Origin of the sequence: Erwinia sp. HDF1-3R, assembly GCF_039621855.1 — a bacterium.
Taxonomy (GTDB): domain Bacteria; phylum Pseudomonadota; class Gammaproteobacteria; order Enterobacterales; family Enterobacteriaceae; genus Erwinia.
Genome location: NZ_CP155071.1, coordinates 3,694,879 through 3,720,650, shown reverse-complemented (window position 1 = coordinate 3,720,650; position 25,772 = coordinate 3,694,879). Strand labels below are relative to the sequence as shown.

General features: G+C 49.6%; 23 protein-coding genes and 2 pseudogenes. 4 read left to right on the top strand and 21 right to left on the bottom strand.

Annotation, left to right across the window (positions count from 1 at the left end; all coding sequences use genetic code 11):
• Window positions 1–11: 11 nt before the first annotated feature.
• The 4 genes from nrdE to AAGR22_RS16845 form a co-directional block, all read right to left on the bottom strand.
• Window positions 12–2,093, bottom strand: a complete 2,082-nt coding sequence (gene nrdE / locus AAGR22_RS16860; protein WP_345831617.1) for a class 1b ribonucleoside-diphosphate reductase subunit alpha — start codon at window positions 2,091–2,093, stop codon at window positions 12–14.
• A 41-nt stretch (window positions 2,094–2,134) separates the two neighbouring features.
• Window positions 2,135–2,545: a class Ib ribonucleoside-diphosphate reductase assembly flavoprotein NrdI gene (gene nrdI, locus AAGR22_RS16855; protein WP_067709628.1), complete on the bottom strand. Its 411-nt coding sequence runs from the start codon at window positions 2,543–2,545 to the stop codon at window positions 2,135–2,137.
• A gap of 5 nt (window positions 2,546–2,550) precedes the next feature.
• Window positions 2,551–2,793: a glutaredoxin-like protein NrdH gene (gene nrdH, locus AAGR22_RS16850; RefSeq protein WP_345828639.1), complete on the bottom strand. Its 243-nt coding sequence runs from the start codon at window positions 2,791–2,793 to the stop codon at window positions 2,551–2,553.
• 305 nt (window positions 2,794–3,098) lie between these two features.
• Window positions 3,099–3,425 carry a DUF883 family protein gene (locus AAGR22_RS16845; RefSeq protein WP_067709624.1) on the bottom strand — a complete coding sequence of 109 codons (327 nt, stop codon included), beginning with the start codon at window positions 3,423–3,425 and terminating at the stop codon, window positions 3,099–3,101.
• A gap of 160 nt (window positions 3,426–3,585) precedes the next feature.
• Between AAGR22_RS16845 and AAGR22_RS16840 the strand changes: the two genes are divergently transcribed.
• The 4 genes from AAGR22_RS16840 to AAGR22_RS16825 all read left to right on the top strand — a co-directional run bounded on the left by AAGR22_RS16840 (window position 3,586) and on the right by AAGR22_RS16825 (window position 6,948).
• Entirely contained in the window at window positions 3,586–3,921 is a 336-nt protein-coding gene (locus AAGR22_RS16840; RefSeq protein WP_067709622.1) for a DUF2002 family protein, read from the top strand.
• 158 nt (window positions 3,922–4,079) lie between these two features.
• On the top strand, window positions 4,080–5,498 hold the full coding sequence (mmuP, locus tag AAGR22_RS16835; protein WP_067709619.1) for an S-methylmethionine permease: 1,419 nt from the start codon (window positions 4,080–4,082) through the stop codon (window positions 5,496–5,498).
• Window positions 5,485–6,420, top strand: a complete 936-nt coding sequence (gene mmuM / locus AAGR22_RS16830) for a homocysteine S-methyltransferase (protein ID WP_345828637.1) — start codon at window positions 5,485–5,487, stop codon at window positions 6,418–6,420. Before mmuP ends, mmuM begins: the two co-directional genes overlap by 14 nt.
• Window positions 6,421–6,528: 108 nt before the next feature.
• Complete coding sequence (locus AAGR22_RS16825; protein ID WP_067709614.1) at window positions 6,529–6,948, top strand: hypothetical protein; 420 nt, start codon at window positions 6,529–6,531, stop codon at window positions 6,946–6,948.
• A 51-nt stretch (window positions 6,949–6,999) separates the two neighbouring features.
• Here the strand turns inward: AAGR22_RS16825 and speG are convergent, their stop codons facing one another.
• The 17 genes and pseudogenes from speG to AAGR22_RS16740 all read right to left on the bottom strand — a co-directional run bounded on the left by speG (window position 7,000) and on the right by AAGR22_RS16740 (window position 25,596).
• The gene (gene speG, locus AAGR22_RS16820; protein ID WP_067709612.1) at window positions 7,000–7,557 is read right to left on the bottom strand and encodes a spermidine N1-acetyltransferase; all 558 of its coding nucleotides are present in this window, start codon (window positions 7,555–7,557) and stop codon (window positions 7,000–7,002) included.
• A gap of 142 nt (window positions 7,558–7,699) precedes the next feature.
• Window positions 7,700–8,587 carry a nucleoside-specific channel-forming protein Tsx gene (locus AAGR22_RS16815; RefSeq protein ID WP_345828635.1) on the bottom strand — a complete coding sequence of 296 codons (888 nt, stop codon included), beginning with the start codon at window positions 8,585–8,587 and terminating at the stop codon, window positions 7,700–7,702.
• A gap of 385 nt (window positions 8,588–8,972) precedes the next feature.
• Window positions 8,973–9,998, bottom strand: coding sequence for a hypothetical protein (locus tag AAGR22_RS16810; RefSeq protein ID WP_345828633.1), 1,026 nt, complete (start codon window positions 9,996–9,998; stop codon window positions 8,973–8,975).
• 289 nt (window positions 9,999–10,287) lie between these two features.
• A complete protein-coding gene (locus AAGR22_RS16805; protein WP_067709605.1) occupies window positions 10,288–10,644 on the bottom strand; it encodes a hypothetical protein in 357 nt (118 codons plus the stop codon).
• A 332-nt stretch (window positions 10,645–10,976) separates the two neighbouring features.
• Window positions 10,977–11,909 (bottom strand): hypothetical protein, encoded by a 933-nt coding sequence (locus AAGR22_RS16800; RefSeq protein ID WP_345828631.1) that lies wholly within the window; start codon window positions 11,907–11,909, stop codon window positions 10,977–10,979.
• Window positions 11,910–12,286: 377 nt separating this feature from the next.
• Window positions 12,287–13,138 carry a PA4780 family RIO1-like protein kinase gene (locus AAGR22_RS16795; protein WP_067709601.1) on the bottom strand — a complete coding sequence of 284 codons (852 nt, stop codon included), beginning with the start codon at window positions 13,136–13,138 and terminating at the stop codon, window positions 12,287–12,289.
• A 1,552-nt stretch (window positions 13,139–14,690) separates the two neighbouring features.
• Window positions 14,691–15,833 carry a CoA:oxalate CoA-transferase gene (gene yfdE, locus AAGR22_RS16790; RefSeq protein WP_345828629.1) on the bottom strand — a complete coding sequence of 381 codons (1,143 nt, stop codon included), beginning with the start codon at window positions 15,831–15,833 and terminating at the stop codon, window positions 14,691–14,693.
• A gap of 103 nt (window positions 15,834–15,936) precedes the next feature.
• Window positions 15,937–16,881: a transporter YfdV gene (gene yfdV, locus AAGR22_RS16785; RefSeq protein ID WP_345828627.1), complete on the bottom strand. Its 945-nt coding sequence runs from the start codon at window positions 16,879–16,881 to the stop codon at window positions 15,937–15,939.
• Window positions 16,882–16,952: 71 nt separating this feature from the next.
• Window positions 16,953–18,641: an oxalyl-CoA decarboxylase gene (oxc, locus tag AAGR22_RS16780; RefSeq protein ID WP_345828625.1), complete on the bottom strand. Its 1,689-nt coding sequence runs from the start codon at window positions 18,639–18,641 to the stop codon at window positions 16,953–16,955.
• A gap of 52 nt (window positions 18,642–18,693) precedes the next feature.
• Window positions 18,694–19,944: a formyl-CoA transferase gene (gene frc / locus AAGR22_RS16775; RefSeq protein WP_345828623.1), complete on the bottom strand. Its 1,251-nt coding sequence runs from the start codon at window positions 19,942–19,944 to the stop codon at window positions 18,694–18,696.
• A 423-nt stretch (window positions 19,945–20,367) separates the two neighbouring features.
• The gene (locus AAGR22_RS16770) at window positions 20,368–20,784 is read right to left on the bottom strand and encodes a hypothetical protein (RefSeq protein WP_345828621.1); all 417 of its coding nucleotides are present in this window, start codon (window positions 20,782–20,784) and stop codon (window positions 20,368–20,370) included.
• A gap of 198 nt (window positions 20,785–20,982) precedes the next feature.
• Window positions 20,983–21,543, bottom strand: a pseudogene (locus AAGR22_RS16765) (IS3 family transposase); the annotation flags it as partial.
• Between the two features lie 215 nt (window positions 21,544–21,758).
• A complete protein-coding gene (locus AAGR22_RS16760) occupies window positions 21,759–22,061 on the bottom strand; it encodes a contact-dependent growth inhibition system immunity protein (RefSeq protein WP_345828619.1) in 303 nt (100 codons plus the stop codon).
• Window position 22,062: 1 nt separating this feature from the next.
• Window positions 22,063–22,884 (bottom strand): RNase A-like domain-containing protein, encoded by an 822-nt coding sequence (locus AAGR22_RS16755; RefSeq protein ID WP_345828618.1) that lies wholly within the window; start codon window positions 22,882–22,884, stop codon window positions 22,063–22,065.
• Window positions 22,885–23,143: 259 nt separating this feature from the next.
• Window positions 23,144–24,013, bottom strand: a pseudogene (locus AAGR22_RS16750) (primase-like DNA-binding domain-containing protein); the annotation flags it as partial.
• A gap of 378 nt (window positions 24,014–24,391) precedes the next feature.
• Complete coding sequence (locus tag AAGR22_RS16745) at window positions 24,392–24,871, bottom strand: hypothetical protein (protein WP_345828617.1); 480 nt, start codon at window positions 24,869–24,871, stop codon at window positions 24,392–24,394.
• Between the two features lie 2 nt (window positions 24,872–24,873).
• Window positions 24,874–25,596, bottom strand: a complete 723-nt coding sequence (locus AAGR22_RS16740) for a hypothetical protein (RefSeq protein WP_345828616.1) — start codon at window positions 25,594–25,596, stop codon at window positions 24,874–24,876.
• Between the last annotated feature and the right edge of the window lie 176 nt (window positions 25,597–25,772).

Here is a 25,772-nt window from a genome sequence, read left to right as displayed (position 1 = left end):
CCAACGGTAAATTAGAGCGAGCAGGAGACGCAGCCTTCCACTTCGGTTCCCAGCAGGGCCATCTGACGCAGGCGAATGTAGTAAAGCGTCTTGATACCTTTTTTCCAGGCGTAGATCTGCGCTTTATTAATATCGCGGGTCGTCGCGGTATCGCGGAAAAACAGCGTCAGCGACAGTCCCTGATCGACATGACGGGTGGCTTCGGCATAGGTATCAATAATCGCCTCAGGGCCGATGTCGTAGGCGTCACGATAAAACGCCTGGTTGTCGTTGTTCATAAACGGCGCCGGATAATAGACCCGCCCCGTTTTCCCCTCTTTGCGGATCTCAATTCGCGACACGATGGGGTGAATACTGGAGGTGGCGTGATTGATATAGGAGATCGAGCCGGTAGGCGGAATAGCCTGCAGGTTCTGGTTATAGATGCCGAATTTCATCACCGCATCGCGCAGTTCCCGCCACGCCTGCTGGTCGGGAAGGGTAATGCCCGCCCGGACAAACAGCGCGGCCGCCTGTTCGGTTCGCGGCAGCCAGGGCTGATTGATGTACTGATCAAAGTACTCGCCGCTGGCATAGCGCGAATCCTCAAAGCCGGCGAAGCGTTCGCCTCTTTCGCGGGCAATCAGATTAGAGGTGCGCAGCGCGTGCCAGGTGACGGTGTAAAAATAGAGATTGGTGAAGTCCAGCGCGGTCTCGGATCCATACTGAATGCCTTCCCGCGCCAGAAAACCGTGCAGATTCATCTGTCCCAGCCCGATTGCGTGCGACTGCGCATTCCCTTTTTCGATGGAGGGAACGGAGTGGATATGACTCTGATCGGAAACCGCCGTCAATCCACGCACGGCAATTTCCACCGTGCGGGCAAAGTCTGGCGAGTCCATCGCGTGGGCAATATTCAGCGACCCCAGGTTACAGGAGATATCCTTGCCGATATGGCGATAGCTGAGGTCCTCGTTATACCCGGTTGGCGTGTTCACCTGGAGGATCTCTGAGCAAAGATTACTCATATTGATCCGGCCCTTAATCGGGTTAGCGCGATTGACCGTATCTTCAAACATGATATACGGGTAGCCGGACTCAAACTGGATCTCAGCCAGCGTCTGGAAAAACTCACGCGGGCTGATAAAGGTGCGGCGAATACGCTCGTCTGCCAGCATTTCCTCATACTTTTCGCTGATGCTGATGTCGGCAAAGGGTACACCGTAGAGGCGCTCCACGTCGTAGGGGGAGAACAGCGCCATAGGCTGGTTGGTCTTCGCCAGCTGGAACGTAATGTCCGGGATCACCACCCCCAGCGACAGCGTTTTGATGCGTATCTTCTCATCGGCGTTTTCCCGCTTGGTATCGAGAAAGCGCAGAATATCGGGATGATGGGCATGCAGATAAACCGCGCCTGCCCCCTGTCGGGCACCCAGCTGATTGGCGTAAGAGAAGGCATCTTCCAGCATTTTCATCACCGGGATCACCCCGGAGGACTGATTTTCGATACGCTTAATGGGCGCACCCGCTTCGCGCAGGTTAGAGAGCAGAAATGCTACGCCGCCGCCGCGTTTCGAAAGCTGCAGCGCCGAATTAACCGCCCGGCCAATGGATTCCATATTATCTTCAATACGCAGCAGGAAGCAGGAGACCAGCTCGCCGCGCTGCTGTTTACCGCAGTTCAGGAAGGTTGGGGTGGCGGGCTGGAAGCGGCCAGAGAGCATCTCTTCCATCAGTGCCAGCGCCAGGCTTTCATCGCCTTTTGCCAGCGTCAGCGCGACCATGCAGACGCGTTCGGTAAAGCCTTCCAGATAGCGTTTACCGTCAAACGTCTTCAGCGTATAGCTGGTGTAAAATTTCCAGGCGCCGAGGAAGGTCTGGAAACGAAAGCGGCGGGCCGTGGCTTTTTCAAACAGCGTACGGACAAATTCAAACGGGTAAGCATTAAGCACGTCCGCTTCATAATATCCTTCCGCCACCAGATAGCGCAGGCGCTCTTCGACCGACGCAAACTGGACGCTATTGGGCAGGACGTGCTGAATGAAATAGTGCCGAATGGCTTCACGGTCTTTATCAAACTGGATATGACCGTCGGCATCATAAAGATTCAGCATCGCGTTAAGCGAGTGATAATCCAGCCCGGCAGGCTGAGGGGCTATGCGTGTACTCTCTGTTGTTGCCAAAATGCGGTTACTCCCTGATAAACATTTGCGACGTCGTCGGCGGTGCCCAAAAGCTCGAAGCGATAAAGACAGGGCACGTCGCACTTTTGCGCAATAATGCTGCCGGCAAGGCAGTAGGCTTCTCCGAAGTTACGGTTACCGGCAGCAATCACGCCGCGGATAAGCTGTCGGTTGGGGAGAAGGTTCAGAAACTGAATGACCTGACGCGGCACGGCCCCCCGGCTGGTCCCTCCGCCATAGCTGGGAACCACCAGAATATAGGGTTCATCGACCCGCAGCGATTCTGATCCGTCCAGCGGGATACGTTGTGCGGGCAAACCGGTGCGCATCACGAAGCGGTGCGTATTTTCCGACTGGCTGGAAAAATAAACCAGCGTGGACATATGCGTCAGGCTCCGACGGCGGCGGATTGCCTGAGTGCTAAAATCTTGTCGGGACGAAAGCCGCTCCAGTGATCCTGCTCAGCCATAACCACCGGCACCTGGCGGTAACCCATCGCCTTCAGGGTTTCAACGGCATCGGGTTCATGATCAAGGTTAACCAGCTGATAAGGGATACCCTGCTTATCCATCGCGTTTTTGGTTGCGTTGCACTGGACACAGTTGTTTTTTGTGTAAATAATAATGCGCATGATTCGTATTTACCTTATGGTCACTTTGACGTCTCGTCAGATGCAGTTTTAATGCGCGACTGCGCCGCCGCTTCGCCATATGTAGTGTTTTAGTTGATGACTAAATACTAGATATAGTGCCTGGCTATTGCAACCACACAAATTGTAAATTCCCGGAGGGTGAGTCAAAAAAGGCGGCGGAAGCGGCTATGAAGCCTTGCTGAGACGGGTTTTATGGCGGATAAAAAAAATCCCCGCAGCAGGCGCTGCGAGGATCGGGATGATAACTAAGCGTCGTGAGACGTAATTTGGATGATAACGCGGTGTTAGTTACGTGAGGTGGTGGTCGTCGCGATAAGCGCGCCGACGAAAATACCTAATGCAGCACCAATGCCCACGCCGTGCCAGGGCTTATCGCGGACGTAAGTGTCAACCTGACCGCCTGCGTCTTTCGCCGCCTGGGTAACGCGATTCCCGCCGTTGGCTTTGGCACGCGTTTCTTTTAACAGTTTCTCAGCGCGGGAGCGGGCACCATCAACTTCATCTTTCGCTTTACTGCCGTAGGACTTCAGCAGATCGTCAAGGGTGTCTGCCAGCTGTGTGACGTCCTGATTGATATCAATGTCTTCGTTTTTAGTCTTCCGATTAAACATTATTCTCTCCCCTGCAAATGAAATGTAATATTAACTATAGACTATCCTTAGAGTTTTTAGTGACCTTCACCGTGAAATTACGGCTTTATGGATTATTCCGAATGCCCTGCGCGCCGACGCTGTGTAAGGTTGCACCGTTTGCTGGTTTAGAGGAATAAGCATGTATTTACGCCCTGATGAAGTTGCCCGCGTGCTGGAAAAAGCCGGATTTGAAGTGGATGCGGTGACGACCAAAGCTTACGGTTATCGCCGAGGCGATAATTATGTCTATGTTAACCGCGAAGCGAGGATGGGGCGGACGGCGCTGGTGATCCATCCAACCTTAAAGGAAAAAAGCCACGGCATTGCGCCACCGGCATCCGATATGAAGACCTGCGATCAGTACGTGCAGTTCCCCATGTATCTGGCTGGCGACAGTCAGGACCACTACGGCATTCCCCATGGCTTTAGCTCCCGCGCTGCCCTTGAGCGCTACCTTGAACAGCTGTTTGGCTAAATAAACTGCCGTTTCCTCTCTCAGCGTCTGTCGGAAAGGGCAGCGCTGACCCCGTATCACGCCCGCTCTCCTCACACTTTGTAACGTTGCTTTCGCCTGCCGGAATCGGTATAACGCTTGGATTGTGGAAGTTTAGACGTCTATACGGATAACGCGAAATGCAGCAAGCTGAAGAGGAAAATGCGCAAAAATTTAAGCGCAGCATGAAAACCCGCCATCTGGTGATGCTGTCACTGGGCGGTGTCATTGGTACCGGTCTGTTTTTCAATACGGGGTACATCATCTCTACCACCGGCGCAGCAGGCACCCTGCTGGCGTATATCATCGGTGCGCTGGTGGTATGGCTGGTAATGCTCAGCCTGGGAGAGCTGTCGGTCGCGATGCCGGAGACGGGGGCGTTTCACGTCTATGCCGCGCGCTATCTCAGTCCGGCTACCGGCTATACCGTAGCGTGGCTCTACTGGCTCACCTGGACCGTTGCGCTGGGCTCCAGCCTGACCGCCGCCGGCTTCTGTATGCAGTACTGGTTCCCCCAGTCGCCGGTCTGGCTCTGGTGCCTGATATTCTGCGTGCTGATTTTTATGCTCAACGTTATCTCATCGCGGTTTTTCGCCGAAGGGGAATTCTGGTTCTCGGTGATTAAGGTCGTCACGATACTGGCCTTTATTATCCTCGGCGCGGGTGCGATGTTTGGCTTTATTCCGCTAAAAGATGGCAGCAGTGCACCGTTCTTTCATAACCTGACCGCCTCAGGCTGGCTGCCCCATGGCGGATTACCGATTCTGATGACCATGGTCGCGGTTAACTTTGCCTTCTCCGGCACCGAGCTGATTGGTATCGCCGCCGGGGAAACCGAGGATCCCGAGCGGGTGCTGCCGCTGGCGATCCGCACAACCGTCGCCAGACTGATTATCTTCTTTATCGGCACCGTACTGATCCTGGCGGCCATGATCCCAATGGATCAGGCAGGGATTGTCAAAAGCCCGTTTGTGCTGGTTTTTGAAAAGATAGGCATACCCTACGCCGCTGATATATTTAACTTTGTTATTCTGACTGCGATCCTCTCGGCGGCTAACTCCGGGCTGTACGCCTCAGGGCGGATGCTCTGGTCGCTTTCTAATCAGCAAACGCTGCCGCGCTGCTTCGCCCGCCTGACCCGGCGTGGCATACCGCTGATTGCCATCTCAGTCAGCATGCTGGGCGGTCTGCTGGCGCTGTTATCCAGCGTCGTGGCACCGGATACGGTCTTTGTGGCGCTCTCTGCCATATCAGGCTTTGCGGTGGTTGCCGTCTGGCTAAGCATCTGCGCCTCACACTATTTTTTCCGCCGTGCACACCTGCGTGAAGGAAAACCGCTCTCAGCGCTGAAGTACCGGGCACCGTTCTTTCCGATTACCCCGATCCTCGGCTTTTTACTCTGCCTGCTGGCCTGCGTCGGGCTGGCATTCGATCCTGAACAGCGCGTTGCGTTATACTTTGGCCTGCCTTTCGTAGCGATCTGCTACGGGGCGTATTATTTCACTCAGCTGCTGAAAAAGCGCGAACAGAACAGGAAAACCCATCATGCCGCAGATTGATCACTCTATAGCCGCGCGGGTCGCCGCTGGCCTGATACTGGATGGCGCAATGGCAACCGAACTGGAGGCGCGCGGCTGCGATCTCAGCGATTCGCTGTGGTCTGCAAAGGTGCTGATTGAAAACCCCGAGCTGATTTATCAGGTTCATCACGATTATTTCGCCGCCGGTGCACAGGTGGCGATTACCGCCAGCTATCAGGCCACGCCGCAGGGGTTTGCGAAAAGAGGACTTGATGAACAGGCTTCGCTGGCCCTGATAGCAAAAAGCGTTGAGCTGGCCCGACGCGCCAGAACGGACTATCTGGCGACGCAACCTGATGCGGGTACGCTGCTGGTGGCCGGCTCGGTCGGCCCCTGGGGCGCTTTCCTCGCCGATGGTTCGGAATATCGCGGTGACTATTCACTGCCCGAAGCGGAAATGATGGCATTTCATCGCCCCCGCCTTCGCGCGCTGGTGGACGCTGGCGTGGATATTCTGGCCTGTGAAACGCTGCCCTCCTTCGGGGAAATCAGGGCGCTGGTCGCGCTGCTGGGTGAATTTCCCGGCACGCCCGCGTGGTTTGCCTTTACGCTACGGGACAGCGAGCATCTGAGCGACGGCACGCCGCTGTCTGAGGTCGTGACGTATCTTAACGGCTGTGACCAGGCGCTGGCGGTGGGGATCAACTGCATCGCGCTGGATAAGGTTACCGCTGCGCTGCAAACGCTCTCTTCACTGACCTCAAAGCCGCTGGTGGTCTATCCCAACTCGGGTGAACAGTATGATGCTGTCAGCAAGAGCTGGCACAGCGATGCGTCATCCTGCTCCCTCACGGATAATCTGACGGCCTGGCAGGCCGCCGGGGCGAAACTGATTGGGGGATGCTGTCGCACCACGCCTGCGGATATCGCCGCCATCGCGCAGCGCTATACCGCCCGATAACCCCCTGTAAATTTGCCTTATTACGCCCGTACCTATCGGGCGTAATGGATGAAAACCTGCCGTACTGCGCTTAGACTATTCTGAATATTTGAGGATGCAGGATTACTTATGAAAAGGTTACTGATAGCGCTGGCTTCAGCGTGGTTACTCAGCGGCTGTGCCACCATCGTGGGCGACCAAAGTCAGGATGTCTCCGTTCAGACCTGGCCGCAGGGCGTTAAATTCGTGGTGCAGGACGAAACGGGCAGGACAGTGGCCGAAGGGATAACCCCGAAAACCGTCTCGCTGCTAAAATCGGACGGCACCTATCTGGGTAAGAAAAAGTATACGCTCCAGCTGGAGCGTGAGGGCTACGTCCCGCAGACCATTCCCCTCCAGGAGCATGCAAACCTGTGGTACATCCTGGGCAATATCCCACTTGGCGGCATTCCGGGCTGGCTGATCGTCGATCCGTTTAACGGTGGCATGTATAACATCGAACCGCAAAAGGTGCAGACCATTATGAATCCGGTCGGCGCGCGCGGTTAACGGCAGGAAGGGGCCAGGCCATGGCGGCCCCTTGATGGCAGCGGCAACCCGCTACTGCGCGGTGGGGTTTACCATGGTGTGGGGCGGTTTGTGACGCGCCAGATACTGCGGCTGGAAAATGCACATACGGATGGTGTTACGGTATTCACCGTTAATAAAGAATTCATGGATGAGCTCTCCCTCAACCTCGAACCCCAGTTTGTTATAAATGTGGATCGCCTTTTCATTTTCTTTATCAACGATCAGATACAGCTTATAAAGGTTTAACACCGAAAAAGCATAATCCATTGCCAGCTTAACGGCCTTACTGGCCAAGCCTTTCCCCTGATGATTAGGGTCGATAATGATCTGAAACTCGGCGCGGCGGTGAATATGGTTAATTTCAACCAGTTCGACCAGGCCGACCTTATCGCCCTGATGCTCGACAACAAAACGACGTTCGCTCTGATCGTGGATATGCTTAACGTACAGGTCTGAAAGCTCAACAAAGGCTTCGTAGGGTTCTTCAAACCAGTAGCGCATCACGCTGGCGTTGTTATCCAGCTGATGGACAAAATGGAGATCTTCCCGCTCAAGGGGACGGAGCTTCACGCCGTTTGCGGCAGGCATGGCAGACATAAAAATTCCTTTTGATTACGCAGTATTTGCCTGGGGAAGTATACGTCCGATGGAAAAGAATGGCACGGTGAATGCCAGAAACCACAACGCCAGCGCGGATTAAGCGGCTGGCGTTGAGTCAGCGTTGATAAAATCAGAAATTATAACCGGCAACCAGATAGTATCCCCAGCCGGTAGACTTCACTTCAAATGGCCCGTTGCCAAAATTCAGCTCCTGACCGTCAGCCCACTGTCCCCCGTTGTGGAAATAGCGCGCCACCACGGAGTAGTGCCAGTGATCGTAGCCCAGAGAGAGGATATGGCTCGATGCAATTGAGTTGCTGGTGCGTGAAGAGCCGCCCTCGTCGCGCAGGTCTGAACCCCAGTCAAAGTTAGTAAAGCCAACGTAGCTCAGGTTACCGCCCCACAGTGTGGTGATAGGCACAAAGTACTTCACCTTAAAGCGGTAGCCATCCCAGCTGTTTTCATTGGCGGCACCGTAGTTTTCCCACTGGTATTTCGCATACACGTTCAGCGACAGCCCGACATCGGAATGGGTATCAATATCCGTCCCCAGACCCATGTACCAGGTGTTCTGACGGTTATCGCTGTTACGGCCCATATCGTAGATATAGTTGTTAGCAAAGTACCACTCTTTGAACGGGCCGAAACTCAGGTCGGTGTTGGTCAGCTTATCAATGGAGAAGCGGGGTTCGATCTCCATAAACAGCGGCGTGCCGTGGTCAAAAATGCCGTTAGCGTTTGAGTTGCCGACACCAAAGAAGTTGGGCAGGTCCAGATAGCCATAGAAATCAAACCAGTCTTTTTTGGCAAAGGCCTCATATTCAAGATACACATCGTTATTGAACTGCGGCCCGAAACGGGTGTGGTAGCTTCCGACAACGTTAACGCTCTGGTGCCACCAGTCGGAAGTGTACTGTGGGCTTTCCGTGGTGGCCGCGGCCGCCGTGGTTTCCGCCGCTGAAGAGACACTATAAGAGAGCGCTGCTAAGGCGCCAGCTATCAGTATTTTATATTTCATTATATTACCACATGCTTAATGACCATTTTCTGCAGCCACTGCGATGGTCTTCTTAAGTCGTCAGCAGAGAAGGAAAGGGCGACTGTTTTCACAGCTAAAATCACCCGCGTCGAATGTTGCAGCAGTGTGCCGCTATCCAGGACTTAGGAAATAGAGATTGGTCACACTTGTCAAACTCTGTTTCATTTCAGTTAATTTGAATTGTGATGCAGTTCACATTTAATTTGCGGATTCCGTTGAAAAGGGGGGAAGAGGCCCGTTTTAAGGTTTTTAATACGGAGTAATCGTTTGCGTACATGAGACAGGCAGTGGCTTGCTGCCTTATTGCGATGCCTAAGGCCGTTGACAGCCGGACAGGGTAGCGGTAATTATGCAAAATGAGGAATCACGCAGGTTCCTGACATAGTCTGCGCATGAGCGCGGAAGCCATCATCCGCTGTTCCTCTTCGAGAGCCTCATCATTTTCATTATCATCCATTACGTTGGGATCCTCATGACGGTCAATCAGGTCAGTTTGCGCATCCTGAATACGGCTGCTCTCAGTGATATAGTTGTCCAGGCTTGCGCGTGTGGCAGGTGAGTCAAATTTTATAAATGAGGGGATAGCAGGAGCCTGAAGACCTCGGGTGTTTTGTGCTGACATTGCATCCAGACGCGAGCTGACGTAATCGTTCAGGGACTGATTTTGCTGCCGCACACTTTGCCTTTGTGCTGAATTACCCGAGTTAATGTCATTAAAAGCGTGGGCGTTTTCGTGGCCAAAGCCGAGCAGAACGGCGGTAATTTCAGGTTCATCATTGTGCGTCTTCTGCTCCAGCATGGGAAAGACGTGATGCTGCAAAATGAGACCAGCATCAGTTGCAGCTGGCAGATTAAACCGTTCTGAAAAGAGCTGCTTATTTCCATTAATGGCTCTAAGGGCATTGCTAATATTAATCAGATATCCCTCATGATCGTCTGGTGAGGCAGAACGGTTATTAGCTGAAGGGATCAGGGCGAAACCATGCTTCATACCATTGGCCTGCGCATCAGCAAAGTGTGGCCAGCTGCCACCCTCATTAGCCCCTTCAAGATAAAATACTGGTTTTGAGCCCCATGCGACATGTGCCAGCCCGTTATGATTCATTTCAGTCAGGAGATCTTCAACGGCCTCTGTAGATAAATGTCGGGACCAGCCTGGAGAGGGAGACATATGCAGCGGGTTTTCACGGGCATGTTGTGCCTGTATCACGGTAGTGGCAGCCGTGATACCGGGGAATAAAACTTCCGGTCCCGGAAGCCGGGACAGTCCCTGGGGACGTGGATCGGCCTGTGAACGTTGTGTCTCTGATTGTTCGGGAGACACATTCTGCTGGGGTTGGTTTGCTAATGAGGTGGGAGACCCGCTATTGCCCGATCCTGAAACATTCATGATTATTATCCTGTAGTATTGGTGAAAATCGAACGGACACCGCAATGGGTGAGTAAATTTACTTTTAAGTGGCTCGCGCCAACAGAAAGTTCAGTTGTTGTTCAGGCGAAGCGGAACGGCAACAGGATCAATGACTGCCAGAACGCGCTTATTAAAGCCTGGCTCTGTTAGCGGGGAAAAAAGCAGGGATGGCGTAGCAGATGCGCGCTATGTAGCAGCAAAAATGTCAGAGGGGCAGCAACAGCACATAAAAAAGGCCGCTTTCGCGGCCTCATGGTCAAATGAACAATTATTCAGTGACTTTCTTTTTCAGCTCGGTGGTGCCTTCTTTGGTCTTATTCCAGCCTTTCTGCGTACCTTCTTTGGTGGCATCCCACCCTTTTTCAGTACCCTGCTTAGTCTTATGCCAGGTCTTCTGCGTGCCTTCGCTCGCCTTGCTGCTCAGGTTATCGCTTTTGCCTTCAGCGGCATGTTTGGACTTGAGCTTCAGCTCTTCACCCTGGTTCTGTGCCTGATGCAGCTTTTCTTTCGCGGTATCAGCGTTCTGATCGGCAGCGGCAACGGTATCATCAGTAGCGTGTGTGGTTGCGGCAAAAACAGGGGATGCCAGCAGAAGTGCAGAGAGTGCAATAATTGTTTTTTTCATAACTTCCTCATCAAACGTTATCGAGTTCAACAGTGTAGGAAAGGATGGCACGACCCGCCACCGGATGCCTTAGGATTAGACTGTAAATTTAAAATAAGCCAATAATTAGCCGGAGCTGTATTAGGGCGTAAGCACAGAGTCACAGAGTCACAGGGCTCATGGCAACTTTGGGCGTTGATGCAGTAGCCTCTCTGGCGGGGCAAAGTCATTCTTCATTTCGATGAAAAAACGCGCATCAGAAAACGGTTCGATAAAACTCGCGGTCTGGTCCGCGTTGCGATGTATTGCAGTGTTCTACAACCCGGTCTGGCGCAGGCCCCTCCTATGTGGAATCAGTCCGAAAGACTTTTAACAGACCCGTTGTGAATTGACAAATTAGTCTGGGGGTTTTGGATGCGATCATATTCTTGTTGCAAGGATTCGTAATATTCAATGTCATCTTTATCCCCTGCTTTTTTAGCCTGATATATTTTATAGTCCAGTGAAGTGTTAATGACATCTTCAAGTTGTATTGTTGCGTCAGAAAGCTTCCTTCCCTTGCGCTCATTTCCAGAAAGTACCATCTGATCGCCATCTATGAAATAGAGGTTATCTTTAGCATCAATTAAAACATTACCTGTTACGTTAATGTCGTACATGTATAATCCCCGAGACTCGAGTAGGTCGCTGGCACGGAAATAATTATCATCCTGTTCGATAGCCAGTTCTTCACCCTTGATGAATTTTGATACTAAGACATCAACAACTTTACCTTGAAATAATCCCTTTCCCGGCCGGGAAAAATCCGGATCTTCATTAGCCTGGTTTAAATATAAGCTTACACGATTGGGTTGGGCATTCTGATGTAAGTCTGAAGACCAGTCTACTGAGTGACCCTGGCTATTGACTGGATATTTAATAACAAAATCACCATATCGGAAACATGTACCATAAGATCCCGCACCAATTTTATCCAGACTATCAATGTTTAGATTTTTCACTTCATCAACTATCGCATCTATTGCTTTTGGCAACCTGACATTTTCATTGCTAGTAAGCATTTTTTTCACAATTACTGATGACGCTACTGCAGTTGTTGCTGCAGGATTATTTTCATTATTAAGCATTCCTGATAAAAATTTAGATCTTGCTATATTAATGTTATTATTTCTAATGTTTAGAATCGTGCCAAATGAATTTCTCTGGTCTGGGGTTGAGTTGGTATCATTAATGCTTTTTATCAAATTGGAATTGGAAGTTAACGTTTGGGAAGGAATGTAAAGCATGGGATTCACCGTCTAAAGAGTTATAAAGTCATCCCTGATATTCTATATCAAAAAATGAATCAATATGAGGCTGGGCTTAGGGAAAAAGCGATAAATGCAATAACCAATGGAATATAAGTGCACTAAGCCTTTGTCATTACATTTGTAGCTTTAAAGCTAAATGAATACCAGTGTTGGCAGGGAAAGGGCAGTGATAAACGAAGTGCATGTGGCTGGCAGTACTAAAAATCCCAACTCTTATCAGATCGAAGTGATTACTCACTTCAACCTCATAAACGGAGCAGATGGCAGTGACGCGGCGACAAAAACGTATGTTGAGGATTTACAGCCCTGAACGAGTACGCATAACCGTAAATTTATATTTTTTCGTCACGGATTTAAGTGTCTCGTTCTTTCATTGCCCGCTGACGCTCATAGTACTCATCTTCTGCTGAAATAATTTCATCCATCAGGGAGTCCATATCCACATCATGCGCCTCTTCAACAAACAAACCGGTTAGCGGCGTCTCTGGCGTTAATTTTCCATCTTCATACAGCATCCAGATTTCTTTCGCATAACGTGTTTGCAATAATTCCGGGGCGAACTGAGCGTAATAAGTAGTGATGTTGTCCACATCACGCATAAACATTGATTCAGCATGGTTGTTTGCCGCAGCGTCGACAGCCTGAGGCAGGTCGATAATCACCGGGCCCTGGCCATCCAGCAGCACGTTAAACTCCGATAAATCACCATGAACAATGCCTGCACACAGCATGCGCACGATATTGCGGATCATCGTATCAAAATCAGCAACGGCACTCTCCTGCGACAAAATCACATCGCTAAGGCGTGGCGCAACGCCGCCATCCACACCGGTCACCAGCTCCATCAACAACACGCCGTCAATACACATATAGGGCTGAGGTACGCGTACGCCTGCGTTGGCAAGGCGGAATAACGCATCGACCTCCGCCGTCTGCCAGGACTCCTCCTGCTGCTTGCGGCCGAATTTCGAACCCTTCTGCATGGCGCGGGTATTACGCGTGTTACGGACTTTACGTCCCTCCTGGTACTGCACGGCCTGCTTAAAGCTTCGCTGCGTGGCTTCTTTATAGACTTTGGCGCAGCGCACCTCTTCACCGCATAAAACGGTGTAGACATCTGCTTCCTTACCGCTTTTCAGCCGCTGGAGTACATCGTCTATCAGGCCATCATCGACCAGAGGTTGGATTCTGTTTGGGATTTTCATGCGGCTTTATACCTTATTTCAGCCGCTTTTCGTATCAATAACACAGACGGCGATACGGGAAAAACTGGCAGAGTCTGAACAATGAGTGCAATTTTAACAAAAAAAATGGCTTTTGCCTTTATTCTTCAGCGAGGTAATTTAGCTAATTTCAGCTAAAACAAGACATTAGGATATAAAAAATTGATCCCGGGTGAAGGCGGCCTTCGCCGAGGCCAAATTGCAGGGGCCAATTGGCCGATTGGGTGGCTGGAAAAGACCCATATTGCCCACATTAAGGAAGAAAAATGATTATCGCCGTCATGCTGCGGTTGGCATGAAATGAGAGTATGAATCCCCCCTGGTGCCTCAGCTCGCGCATCCCTGCGCCCGGGGGGCTATCTGCATGGCTCCACCTGTTGCACTCAGTGGAACAGTTTTAGCATCGGCCTGGCCGGAACAGAGTTAGCTAAAACCACAGAACTAACACATTTACATAAACCAGCGCGTTATTTCATCGAGACGGTGAAGGAGGGTCTTTTTTAGACCCTCTAAAAACTACTTTAAATTATACCAATCAAAAAATTTAAAAACATAGTCGTAAAAAGATCTGGCGCCAATTATTATAAATATCCAGGATAGTAAATCCCAGGGATGCGAAATCAGGCTGCTACCACTAAGGTTGGTCTTACTGGAAATCAGGCCCAGAGTTAATATCCATAAAGCAGTTATTAAATTGTATCTTAGGCGTGGAGATCGAAGGCGGGCACTCCTTTTTGATACAGTATCATCCTTATTTACCACGTACATTGCGCTCCATAATTAGGTCCACCGTTTCTACCCCCGCCTTTGCTATTATTACCATTGTATGGGCTATTATTACAGGATCCCAGCCCGGCTGTAATTCCACCTAAGGTTGCCATCCCAATCACTCCTGCAGGGCCTGCAGCGATACCTGAAAGAGATCCGAGGATTGCACCTATGCCAATGTTATTTGCACAACTGTTAGGTGCTCCACCACGACTGTTATTCCTGTTTGCTCTGATACCTTCATAATTAGAGTTGGCATTAGCACCTGAAATCATGAGGCACTCATCCGATACCAATAGGCGGATAGTCATTACAATACTCCTTCATATGTTTTTGATGAGCATCAATGCTCATCAAAAACATTACTTGCCCGAGGTTATTTTGTCAAAAAAATAATTGCGTATACTGTCCCAAAAAAACATTGTAAATCAGATGGATGGAAATACTTGTGGTTAAATTAATAAAAATAGAATTTATACTAGTCGTTGTTAACTGATGCGTTCAACACACGGGGAACTATCAGCATCATTGCGCTGCTGAACTGTTTCCCGGTGATTAGCCTGGTATGATGTTAATTATATGTTCATCAGCGTCATACTATCAGGCGCCACTAACAGGCTCCACTCAAAAAGTGGGCGTACAGGCGCTGGAAGAGTTTGTTTGGGCATGTGACAGCCGGTATCCGCATATAATGGCACCGGAGTGACAATCTGTTCATCACTTACAAGTCATGAACAGATTGTTATCCCCAGACCGGAGGCCGGGTTTAATTAAACTCCTGGCGTATTTTCACTCCATCCTGGTCTAGTGCAGCGGCACCGGGACGAATATGTGGATCGGGATAACCACTTATTTTGATTGGATTACCTGGCATCCGAATTCCGCCAGCTTCGACCAGCATATTTCTGGCCTGTGTTTGAGGTAACTCCATGGCCTCTGATACGCTCAGCAAGGGGGCAACTGGCACGCCTGCCTGGTGAATACGGCTTAACCAGTAATCAGCAGGTTGGGTGTTCAGAACGCTTTCAAGCTTCATTTTCAGTTGAGCTTGATTTTGCACTCGCATCACATTACTGGCAAAACGCGGATCCGCTGGCAGAGCCTCAAGATCCAATGCCTTGCATAAAGCCTGGAATAAGCTGTCATTACCGCAGCAAATCGTGACGGGTTTATCCTGAGTATTGAATACATCAAAAGGTGCCATATAAGGATGACGATTACCTAACCGCTCCGGTGATTTTCCTGTCGCAATATATGCCATCAAACCGTGCTCGAGGAATGACAACGTGGAATCAAACATCGCGATATCAACATGCGCTCCCCGGCCTTTTTTTTCGCGTCCATAAAGCGCGCTGGCAATGCCGCAAAACATATAGACGCCTGCACACAGGTCCGACAGGGATGTTCCTACTCTCACGGGCGGGCCATCGGCAAAACCGGTTTCCATCATAATTCCGCTCATTGCCTGAATGATAGTGTCATAAGCGGGAGCATTTCTCATCGGACCGGTATGCCCAAAACCTGATGATGAGGCGTAAATCAGCCGGGGATTTATTTTTTGCAATGCCTCCCAGGAAAAGCCCAGCTTTTCCATGGTTCCTGGACGGAAGTTTTCGGCAAGGACATCTGCCTTTTGTAGCATATTGATAAATATTGCGCGGTCTTTATCCTCTTTTAAATTGAGTACAACACTCTCCTTGCCGCGGTTTACAAAACTATAATAGAGGGATTGACCGTCAACATAAGGACCGTAAGTTCGGGTATCATCACCGTGGCCAGGCTGCTCAACTTTAATCACGCGAGCGCCTAAGTCACACAGGATCTGTGTGCCAAATGGACCGTTCAGAACATGTGTCAGGTCAATAATTAACAGGCCATCAAAAGGCCCTTTAGAAATTGATTCATTCATAATAATGATCTCTTACTGTAAATGCCGGAGCGGCGAATTGCCCGGCATTATCGGAAGGTATTCTATACAGATGCTATTATTATCATCGTTCAAAAATCATGGGTCAGGCAACAAGACGACTGATATAAATCCACATGGGCGCTGTGACAATGAACCCCAACACGCTAACAGCCAGCGATGCGGTCCCTGTGCGGGTATATATATTAAAGCGGCTGGCAATAATAATACCCGAGAATGCAGGCGGTAATGCGCCAGCCAGCACCATCATCTGCAATTGTTGCGCATCAACGTGGACCAGCCACCCAACCAATAGCATCAACAGCGGCATTAAAATCAGTTTTAGCAAGGTGTTGTAAACAATCTCCAGGCTGAATTCGAATTTATGTGCAGCCAGCGTCAAACCCGCCGCAAATACGGCTACGCCAGAATTCGTTTGTGCTATCAAGTTAAAGCAAGGATCCCACGCATTGGGTATTTTGATACCGAGCAAGACTAATGCTGTAGCCAGTACGGGGGCCCATACCACGGGTTCTTTAAATGCCGAAACAAGAGCACTTTTTCCGCTACTCCCCTTATCGTCGTCTCTTGCAGAGGGATTAAGCAAATAGAGTCCAATAGGAATAGTAATAGCGTTAACGATAATCGAGATAATCGCGACGACCAGGCCCGTTTTTACGGAGTCACCATAAATCGGATCAAGTACTGCAAATCCGAGAAAACCAATGGTAGGAGAACCGGCAATGAGCGCGCAGACAGCCGCTTCTGCACGGGTACGTTTAAAAAAGGTATAGCAGCCGAACCATGAGAAAAAAAAGCAGCCGAGTACAACAATAAACGCGACGATTGTCATCCGGGTATCGGCAAATATCATATCCCTGTCAGCACGCGCAATAGAGACAAATAAGGCAGCGGGCAAGGCGAAATTAAGCACTAATTTATTTAGCGCGCGCGCCTGTTCTTCAGAAAACGTATGGCGCTTACCACTGGCATAACCTAATAGCATCACCACAATGATGGGTAATAAATCACTCAAAAAAAAGCTAAACATGACGATATCCGTAATGTTGCACCACTTTAACAGCGAGAAGTGGTGCGGTAATGAAAAGGCTGAAAAAAGTTTTACTGGATTTGCTTAGGATTAAGCTGGGTAATATGTCCGCTCTCCGTACCCGCCGCAGGATCAATGACTACATTAATGATCGTAGGTTGGCCTGAATTAAGGCTGGTCGTTATGGCCTCCTGAAGTTCAGGTGCCGTCGTAACGTGGTGACCCATTCCACCAAAAGCTTCAGCAATTCTTTCATAACGCGCATGGTGCAGGAGATCCGTCGGAGAAGGGTCCATGCCGCCGCTGAGGTTCACGCCGTCGCCGCGATAAATGCCGCCGTTATTGAAAATGACCACGGTTACCGGCAGCTTATAGCGACAAATCGTTTCAATCTCCATACCACTGAAACCAAATGCGCTGTCTCCCTCAATCGCCAGTACGGGTTTACCAGATGTGACCGCAGCGCCGATAGCGTAGCCCAGTCCAACGCCCATCACACCCCAGGTACCACAGTCAAGACGCCTGCGGGGCTTATACATATTGATGATATTACGAGCATTATCAAGGGTATTTGCCCCCTCGTTCACAACATAGATATCGCGGTTTTCATCAAGCACATCTCGTATGGCACGCAATGCATTGAAATAGTTTAACTGCGGCGTTTCGGTGTAGAGCTTGTCGTGCATTTTTGCCACGTTCTGCTGCCGGTGCTGGTCCAGTGATTCAATCCAGTCACGGGGAGCAACGACAGGATGTTCCAGAACTTTGCTGACAAATGCCTGCATGCTGGATGCAATATCGCCGACCACCGGGGCCGCAATGGGGCGGTTGCTGTCTATCTCCTGGGGATCAATTTCTAACTGAATATACTGTGTATCCTGAGCCCAGCCTTTTTTACCATGCGATAACAGCCAGTTAAGGCGGGCGCCCACTAACATCACCACATCCGCGTTCGCCAGTACGAAAGATCTGGCGGTGGCAGCCGACTGCGGGTGCGTATCTTCCAGCAATCCTTTTGCCATCGACATGGGTAAAAAAGGAATCTGAGTCGTCTCAATAAAGTCGCGAATAGGCCCATCGGCCTGCGAATATGCTGCGCCTTTACCGAGGATGATCAATGGGCGCTTTGCGCTCGCCAGTAAACTAAGCGCACGATTTACCGAAGAGGGGCAGGGGGGGTATTGCGGCGCAGCATTTTCAACAGCGAAAATCGATTTTGCTGCGGCATCTTTCTCCAGTGGCGCTGCAAGAACCTCGGCGGTTAAATCCAGATAAACGCCGCCCGGACGTCCAGAGACAGCGGCACGGATGGCGCGCGCCAGTGCAATGCCTAAATCTTCGGGCCGGTTAACGCGATAAGACGCTTTAGCATAAGGCTTCGCCGCGTTCATCTGGTCCAGCTCTTCGTAGTCTCCCTGCTGGAGGTCGACGATTGCGCGATTGCTAGAACCGCTGATTTGAATCATTGGAAAACCATTTACCGTCGCATGCGCCAGGGCTGTCAAACCATTCAGGAAACCGGGGGCTGACACGGTGAGGCAGATACCCGGTTTTTGAGTGATAAAACCGCTAATCGCAGCGGCATATCCCGCGGACTGTTCATGACGAAAACCAATATAACGGATGCCTTCCGCTTGTGCATGACGGGCCAAATCGGTTACTGGAATGCCGGCGACGCCGTAAATAGTATGGATATTATTTTTCTTCAGTGCTTCGACGATGATATGCATACCATCTGTCAAGCGGGCTTGCTCAGACATATAAACCTCAATGTTTTAACTGGCAGGAGGAGCCTGACGGCTCCCCGCAATATCAAATGGCTTTATGGGTACGCATAACGTTAATTTCTTCTTCGTTATAACCCAGTTCTTTAAGAATATCGTCTGTGTGCTGGCCTAATAATGGTGCAGCTTTAATATCCGGCGTAAATCCAGAGAATTTCATCGGGCAACCCACGGTAAGATATTTACCGCGCTGAGGCTGTTCAACTTCCACCACACTTCCGCTTTCACGCAAAGAGGTATCACGCGCAATTTCTTTCATGCTTAATACTGGAGCGCAGGGTACATCGTACTGGCTTAAATATGCCACGGCTTCATGCTTGTCCATTTTTGACAGGTGTTTTTCAATTTCAGCGAAGATATCAAATATATGAGGTTGGCGTGCAGCTGCGGTGCTATAAGCCGCATCATTAATCCATTCAGGTTTATTAACCGCTTTACAGGTGTTTTCCCAGTTCTGTTCCTGTATGGTGAAATAGATATAGGCGTTTGGATCGGTTTCCCACCCTTTACATTTCAGGATCCAGCCAGGCTGGCCGCCACCGCCTGCATTGCCACCACGAGGCACTGCATCGCCGAATTTACCATTCGGGTATTGAGGGTACTCTTCAAGGTAACCGACTTTTTCAAGACGCTGCTGATCGCGCAATTTGACACGGCACAGGTTCAGAACTGCATCCTGCATAGACATGGTAACACGCTGTCCACGGCCCGTTTTTTCCCGGTGTAGCAACGCGGCCAGCAATCCAATCAGCAGATGCATCCCGGTATTGCTGTCTCCTAATGCTGCTGAGCTGACTAACGGTGGGCCGTCCCAAAAACCTGTGGTTGACGCTGCACCACCTGCGGCCTGAGCGACGTTTTCATACGCTTTAACATTTACGTATGGCGAGCAGTCATTAAAACCCTTAATCGAACCGAAAATTAATCGGGGATTAATTTCCTGAATATACTCCCATGTGAAGCCCATATGATCCATCGCACCCGGATGAAAGTTTTCCACCAGAACATCTGCTTCTCGAATAAGTTTTTCCATCACCTCTTTGCCTTCCGGCGTTTTAGTGTTTAATTCAATGGAACGCTTATTACTGTTGAGCATAGTGAAATAAAGAGCATCGATATCGGGGATATCGCGCAGCTGGTGGCGGGTAACATCCCCAACGCCCGGTCTTTCAATTTTTATAACATCAGCACCAAACCATGCCAGCATTTGCGTACAGGATGGCCCTGATTGAACACCCGTAAAGTCTAAAACTTTTATTCCAGTTAGTGGATATGACATGTAAACATTACCTTAAATTATAAATATGAATACCCTGAGAGACATAAAGCATTTCACGGCCAGCGATATCCTGATTAAAGAATATTGACAGAAGTTATTTTATTTCAATGCTGGCCCATGGTTAACTTATATCACGCAGTCATCATTTTTAGCGGAAAATAAGTATACTTCCAATGTTAATTTTAAAGTATGAGAGGAAAGATTTATTGTCGTAGTCTTCATCCTACATCTGTAGGATTTAGGAGTCATACTGGTCAGTTATTAATTTAAGTTTTATGGTTTTAAGTGACAGGGGAGTGTCGTTACGTGCTAAACGTTGTCCTTTTCCCTTCCTAAGCTTATTTTATTAACTCTATTTTATTTCTGATGTCTGCGGACTATCATCGGGTGATAAAAAATGAATGCGAATTTTGCGCAATGATTCTATATCTGATAGGTCCACTGCGATAACCACGGTAAAAGCAGGCCAAAAAAAGCGAAAAAGACAAGACACGCCGTCGCCGTAAGCCATAAAAAGGTAAAGAGCTTCATCCATGAATGAATTTTTAACCGATTATCATCAAAAAAAGAATAAGCAGGATTAGTGTGATCTAAAAAATACATTTTCTTTTTCTGGCTTAATTTTATAAAGAATCGAATTACCGGGAACGCTCCAAAAAAACCGACCATATGGTAGAAAGAATATGGAGCAGGGAAGTCGTATTTATTCGTATAGGATGAGACTAACTTATAATAATCCTGTCTTTTTACTACATAGATCAAAAACGAAAGGAATATTAAACCACTGCCTGCCAGTCCAAAAAATAACGCTGCGTGTGCTAACATTTGATTATTTATCATAATATTCTATTACTTTATTGATGATTGTTTCTGCGCCCGTGCTTACCATATACCCACCAATCACAGAACCTACGGCTGCGCATGCAACACCTCCTACTCCGACAGTGGCTACACCTATACCTGTACATACACCCATCATAGCTGCACCGCCATAAACCCCACCGGTCATGATCCTACCCGCGTAATGTGGTCAGGCTCCTAAGCGAGGTTCTGGTTTTCAAACTGTTCCGTACTGAGTCCACCACATGCATTGTGGCGTCGCCAGCGATTGTAATCGCCCTCTGTATAATTAAATACCGCCGTGCGCATGATTTACCAACGGGTAAATCATTCTCCGTGAATGCATGCCACTTTCAGCGAGTGAAAGAAGCTTTCCACACAGGCATTCTCGTAACAGTTGCCTCTTGCGCTTATGCTACCCCGCAGATTATGCCGTTTCAGTAGCGCCTGATAATCCTCTGAGCAGTATTGTCCGCCCCGGTCTGTATGAACAATGGCATTTTCCGGACGTTTTCGTCGCCACAACGCCATCTGTAGTCCCTCACGGGCCAGTTGTGCCGTCATGCGCGATGACATTGACCAGCCGATAACAGCACGCGACCCGTAACATATGGCACATGGCTTTGATACTGAATCCAACCTGGTGATTGTCAATGAAGACATAGTTCATTTCAGGCGCTTCGCGAATTATCTCGCGGCCTTTAGGAGGATGGCCAACTCCCCGGCCTGTTCCGCCAGTTGCCGTTTGAGCCGGGCAATTATCTCTGGATTCAGACGGATCATTTCGTAAGGTTTACAGAAATAAAAAAAGCCCGCAGGGCTTACGCCTTGCGGGCTTTCAGGACTTCATCGAATGGGTCTGGTCGCTGGCGGAATCGGAATTTTTTCGGCAAGTTTATGTTTTTAGATGGTTTTCTTGAATTCAGATTTTATTGGTATACCTAAGCGTATACCAATGCCTGTTTATGAAGCTCTCAATGGTCACCATACCTATTGATGCTTTCAAGGAAATACATCAGGAAACTCTTAGCGTAATCCGGTGAGATATCTTTCCAGCGCTCAGCAAATTCTGCTTCTATCTCTTCATCTGAAAGCTGTAGAAAGTCAGTAATCTCTTTGCGCAAATCTCTTCGTTCTTCTGGCGAAGCTTCGTCAACGACTACATCAATGGCACCGTCCATCGTATCCGCGCCAGTTATGTAGTCGAAGTCCTGGTTGAGTGTACCTACAAGACATAGATCCAAATTTGGGGCAAGAGGGGCACGGCTCATATGCATCTCACTTATCTGGGAAGGAAGTAATTATGTAATAGGGTTTATTGTTATAAGTTTGATACTTAAGCGCAACCCTGATTTTAGTTGCTTTATAAGCAATATCGGTGCCTTTCTGAACAACATAGCCAACCGGTTTCCCCATATCATAGGTAATGGTTAAATTATGTCTCGGGGTACTTGCAGCCCATACCTTTATCCATTCACGGTTATTATGTAGTGCTTTTGAGATGGCTGTTTCGGCAATATCCAGCGATGAGAACGAACCAGACAGATCCAGCACTCCATTTGATTTGATAATTCGTTCGTGGAGCTCCTGCTGTGACTTACCAACATGCTTTAGGATCGTATGGCCGCCGGGTTTTAATCCTGTAACAGATTCATGCTCAATTAATTTAATTCGTCCGATACGGACGGCAGCAACCCTTGCAGCTCCCAGCCCCAGTGAAAGAGCAATAGGCACGGCCACATCAACGGTCAAACCTACTTTCCATGCAGTTTCATCATCGGCACCAAACTGTTTAGCCATCTCTACAGATGCACGATAGGTAGCGCTGCGCACATTTTTACCGGACAAAACCTGATCGGCAGCGGTATTAATGCTGTCCATGCTGTGTGCGCCAACAATTACACAGGCTGCTTTTGTCAGCCCGGTAGGCTCAGGTGCAATGCAAAGCGCAGTTGCTCCCGCCAGCTCAAGCGTTCCCATGACAAGGCCAAGGCCGCCATATAAACGATTACTGAGGGTCTCCCCCTCAGTCACAGATTTGTCGGACAGCACAGCAGCAAGCTGAACCGGGGACATCACGATTTTTATGCCATCATCCATAATGAAACCTCATCTAAATAGTAGATACGCGGCCAGATTGTATCCGTATTTCAGGTTTTAGCTCCACTGACAGCTAAAAAACAGATTTTATGGAAAAATGTTCACCCTGTTCACCTTTCAATTTTATTATTTATATTCATATAGTTAAGTGGCGATCGCTTAAGCCGCTACTCTTCACCACTCTTCACCCGGGGTGAACACTGTTCACCTTCAGGCATAAAAAAACCGGCCGGGGCCGGTTTGGTGTTTATCGTCTGGCTTATGCATCACAGCGCGGCAGCCAGTCGGCCTCGCAGTCTTCGCTCAGCTCCAGGCTGGTCTGAATTCCGTTCTTCGTTTTGCGCTTCAGTAATTCAATCTCGTACTCCTTCAGCGTCTGTGGCACCGCCTGGCCGAACGCCGTCAGGCTCATGGGGTACTGATGGCCCCTGGCCTCCATAAACGACAGGTAGGCGTGATACAGGTAGCGCCTGGGGTTCATTGGCCGGATATTCGCGTTGCCGATAAACAGCCCGGTTGGTGCACTGAGCGGCGTCAGGTAGCCGCAGAAATCGACCAGCGGGTCGGCGCTGCGCTTGATTTCCAGCGCTTCCTCTGACGACTGCTGCGCCTGTCAGAGCTCGCGGGCATCGTCCGGTTTCGTAAATCGCTGCATCAGGTGGCGCACAATAACCACCAGCTCACCGGCAATCTTCTCCAGCAGCTTTGGATCACGTTCGTTCGCCGGTATGACGTCCGGGAACGGCAGGATAACCCGGTGACGCGATACGCCGCCGCTGCGGTCGCTGAAGCGCATCGGGTTGTTGTTGACCGCCAGTATTACCGCCGGGATGTGCGTCGAGTAGGCGTCGCGGTATTTCGGGTCAATCGCCACGGCATCGCCGCCGGTAATGGTTTTAATGCCCGCGCCGTCGCCGCTCCACTTATCCTGGTCGGGCAGGATTATTAATGAGTAGCCGACCACGCTGGCACGTTCGCGGGACGACTCCAGCGTGTCGATAGTGGCGGCCGTGGTGTTGTCCTCTCCGGCCAGCAGGCGGGCAATGGACGCCATCACGCTTTTCCCGCTGCCGCCGGGGCCGGTGACCTCAAGGAACAGCTGCCAGTCATAGCGGTTTGCCAGCACCATATTTAGCAACCTGGGCGGGGCGATTACCGTGCCATGCAGTACAATCCTGCGCGAATTGCTATCCGTCACTGGCATACATTTTATCGTATACCAATTACCGCCGGGTTTAGCTGAATCGCGAGGGATGATGACAGGCACAAAAAAGCCCGCAGGGCTTACGCCTTGCGGGCTTTTAGGACTTCATCGAATGGGTCTGGTAACCAATCGACCAAGAATTTGGTGGCTGGCGGAATCTGAATTTTCACGTCAACTTTATGTTTTTAGATGGTTTTCGTGAATTCAACTTTGATTGGTATACCTAAGCGTATACCAATGCTGTTTTGTCTTGCCACATTGACCGCCTGTTCTGGCGATAAAGAAAAGAGGCTGTAGATTGTTTTACCGGCTGCCGTCAGCCCTGGCTGGCGCAGGGGTAGCGGAGATATCAATGTATTTTCTCAATCCCATTGGACGGCTTACACCGCGAGGATCGGAAAAGGGCAATTTGAATATGGGAGATGCCGATACTTTTACTGTCCATGTGGCATCACCAATAAAGCTGAAGCTTGCGGAGTGGGGTGAAACCTTTAAATTCTCGAAGTAGCCTGAAGTATAAGCGCCTCCGATAGTCAATTCCTCTATTACGCCCTGAGAAAGATCCAGCAGCAGGAGCGTCAGCATCTCTTCAAAAATTACGTCGTCCGTTACGAATAACAGATAGCGGCGTGAATCAATCTTTATCGCAGCTTCAAGTACTTTTCCTGGGATGATAATCCCTGTCGGGTTGCCGCCAATCAGAATTTCAGAACGAGCCTGAGTGGTATCTGTTGCTTCACTGACTTCCGATAGCGATAGCGATAGTGTAGTGACTTCTTCCATCTTCATTTCCACCAGTTGCCCATTTCCCATGCGGCTAAAGCACCGCCAGCAAATCCGCCCAATAACACGCATACAGGCGCACCAGGCCCACACATCAGCCCAGCAATAGCACCGCCAGCCCAGCCGCCTGCAATACCTGCTCCGTTAATAGCAACCTGCCTGCCGGTTTCAGAAGCTTTATTGTCTGCCGTGTATATTTCATACACTGATACCCCGATAGAAAGAACTATTAAGCCCTTAGCAGCACGAGATAATTTCATCATTCTCAGGTTAACCTGAGGGTTTGATTTGCCCGCTGACTCTACAATCGCGGCATAAACCTGATTTTTTTGCGTTTCTGATAAGCTGTTAAAGGTAGCTTTTGGCCCGAACATTGAGGCAGTTTTTTTGGCGACTAACTCATTAAGCGTTACGCCTGAAGTCTTCATCCTTTCTGCCATGGCTCTACCAAGCGGCGTACTCCGGGTGCGTACCATATCCATTATCAGATTTCTGGTTTCCTGAGCCTCCATTGCTGCTTTTTCCCAGCTGATGATGCCACTATTTGCTTTGGCTCTGAGATCCTCGGCCATCGCTTTAATGCGTTTAGAGTACTCAAGGCGCAGTCGGGGATCGACTGAGAGTCTTGCCGCTGCCGCAGATATATCGCCTTGTAGGGCATTTACAGCACTTTCAAATTTCGCTTTCCCGTCTGAGTCCAGCGCACTAAGCAAAGCTGTATCCATTTTCAGTCTCTGTAAGGTGAATAATCTTCTGAATATAACAAATATGCTAATGAGAATGAAAATAGTCTCTTTTCAGGGTGTGATGGGAAAGTGTGCTATTGGGCTAATTTCAGTCATTTCAGGCTAAAAAAAAGATTTTATGGAAAAGTGTTCACCCTGTTCAACTTTCAATTTTA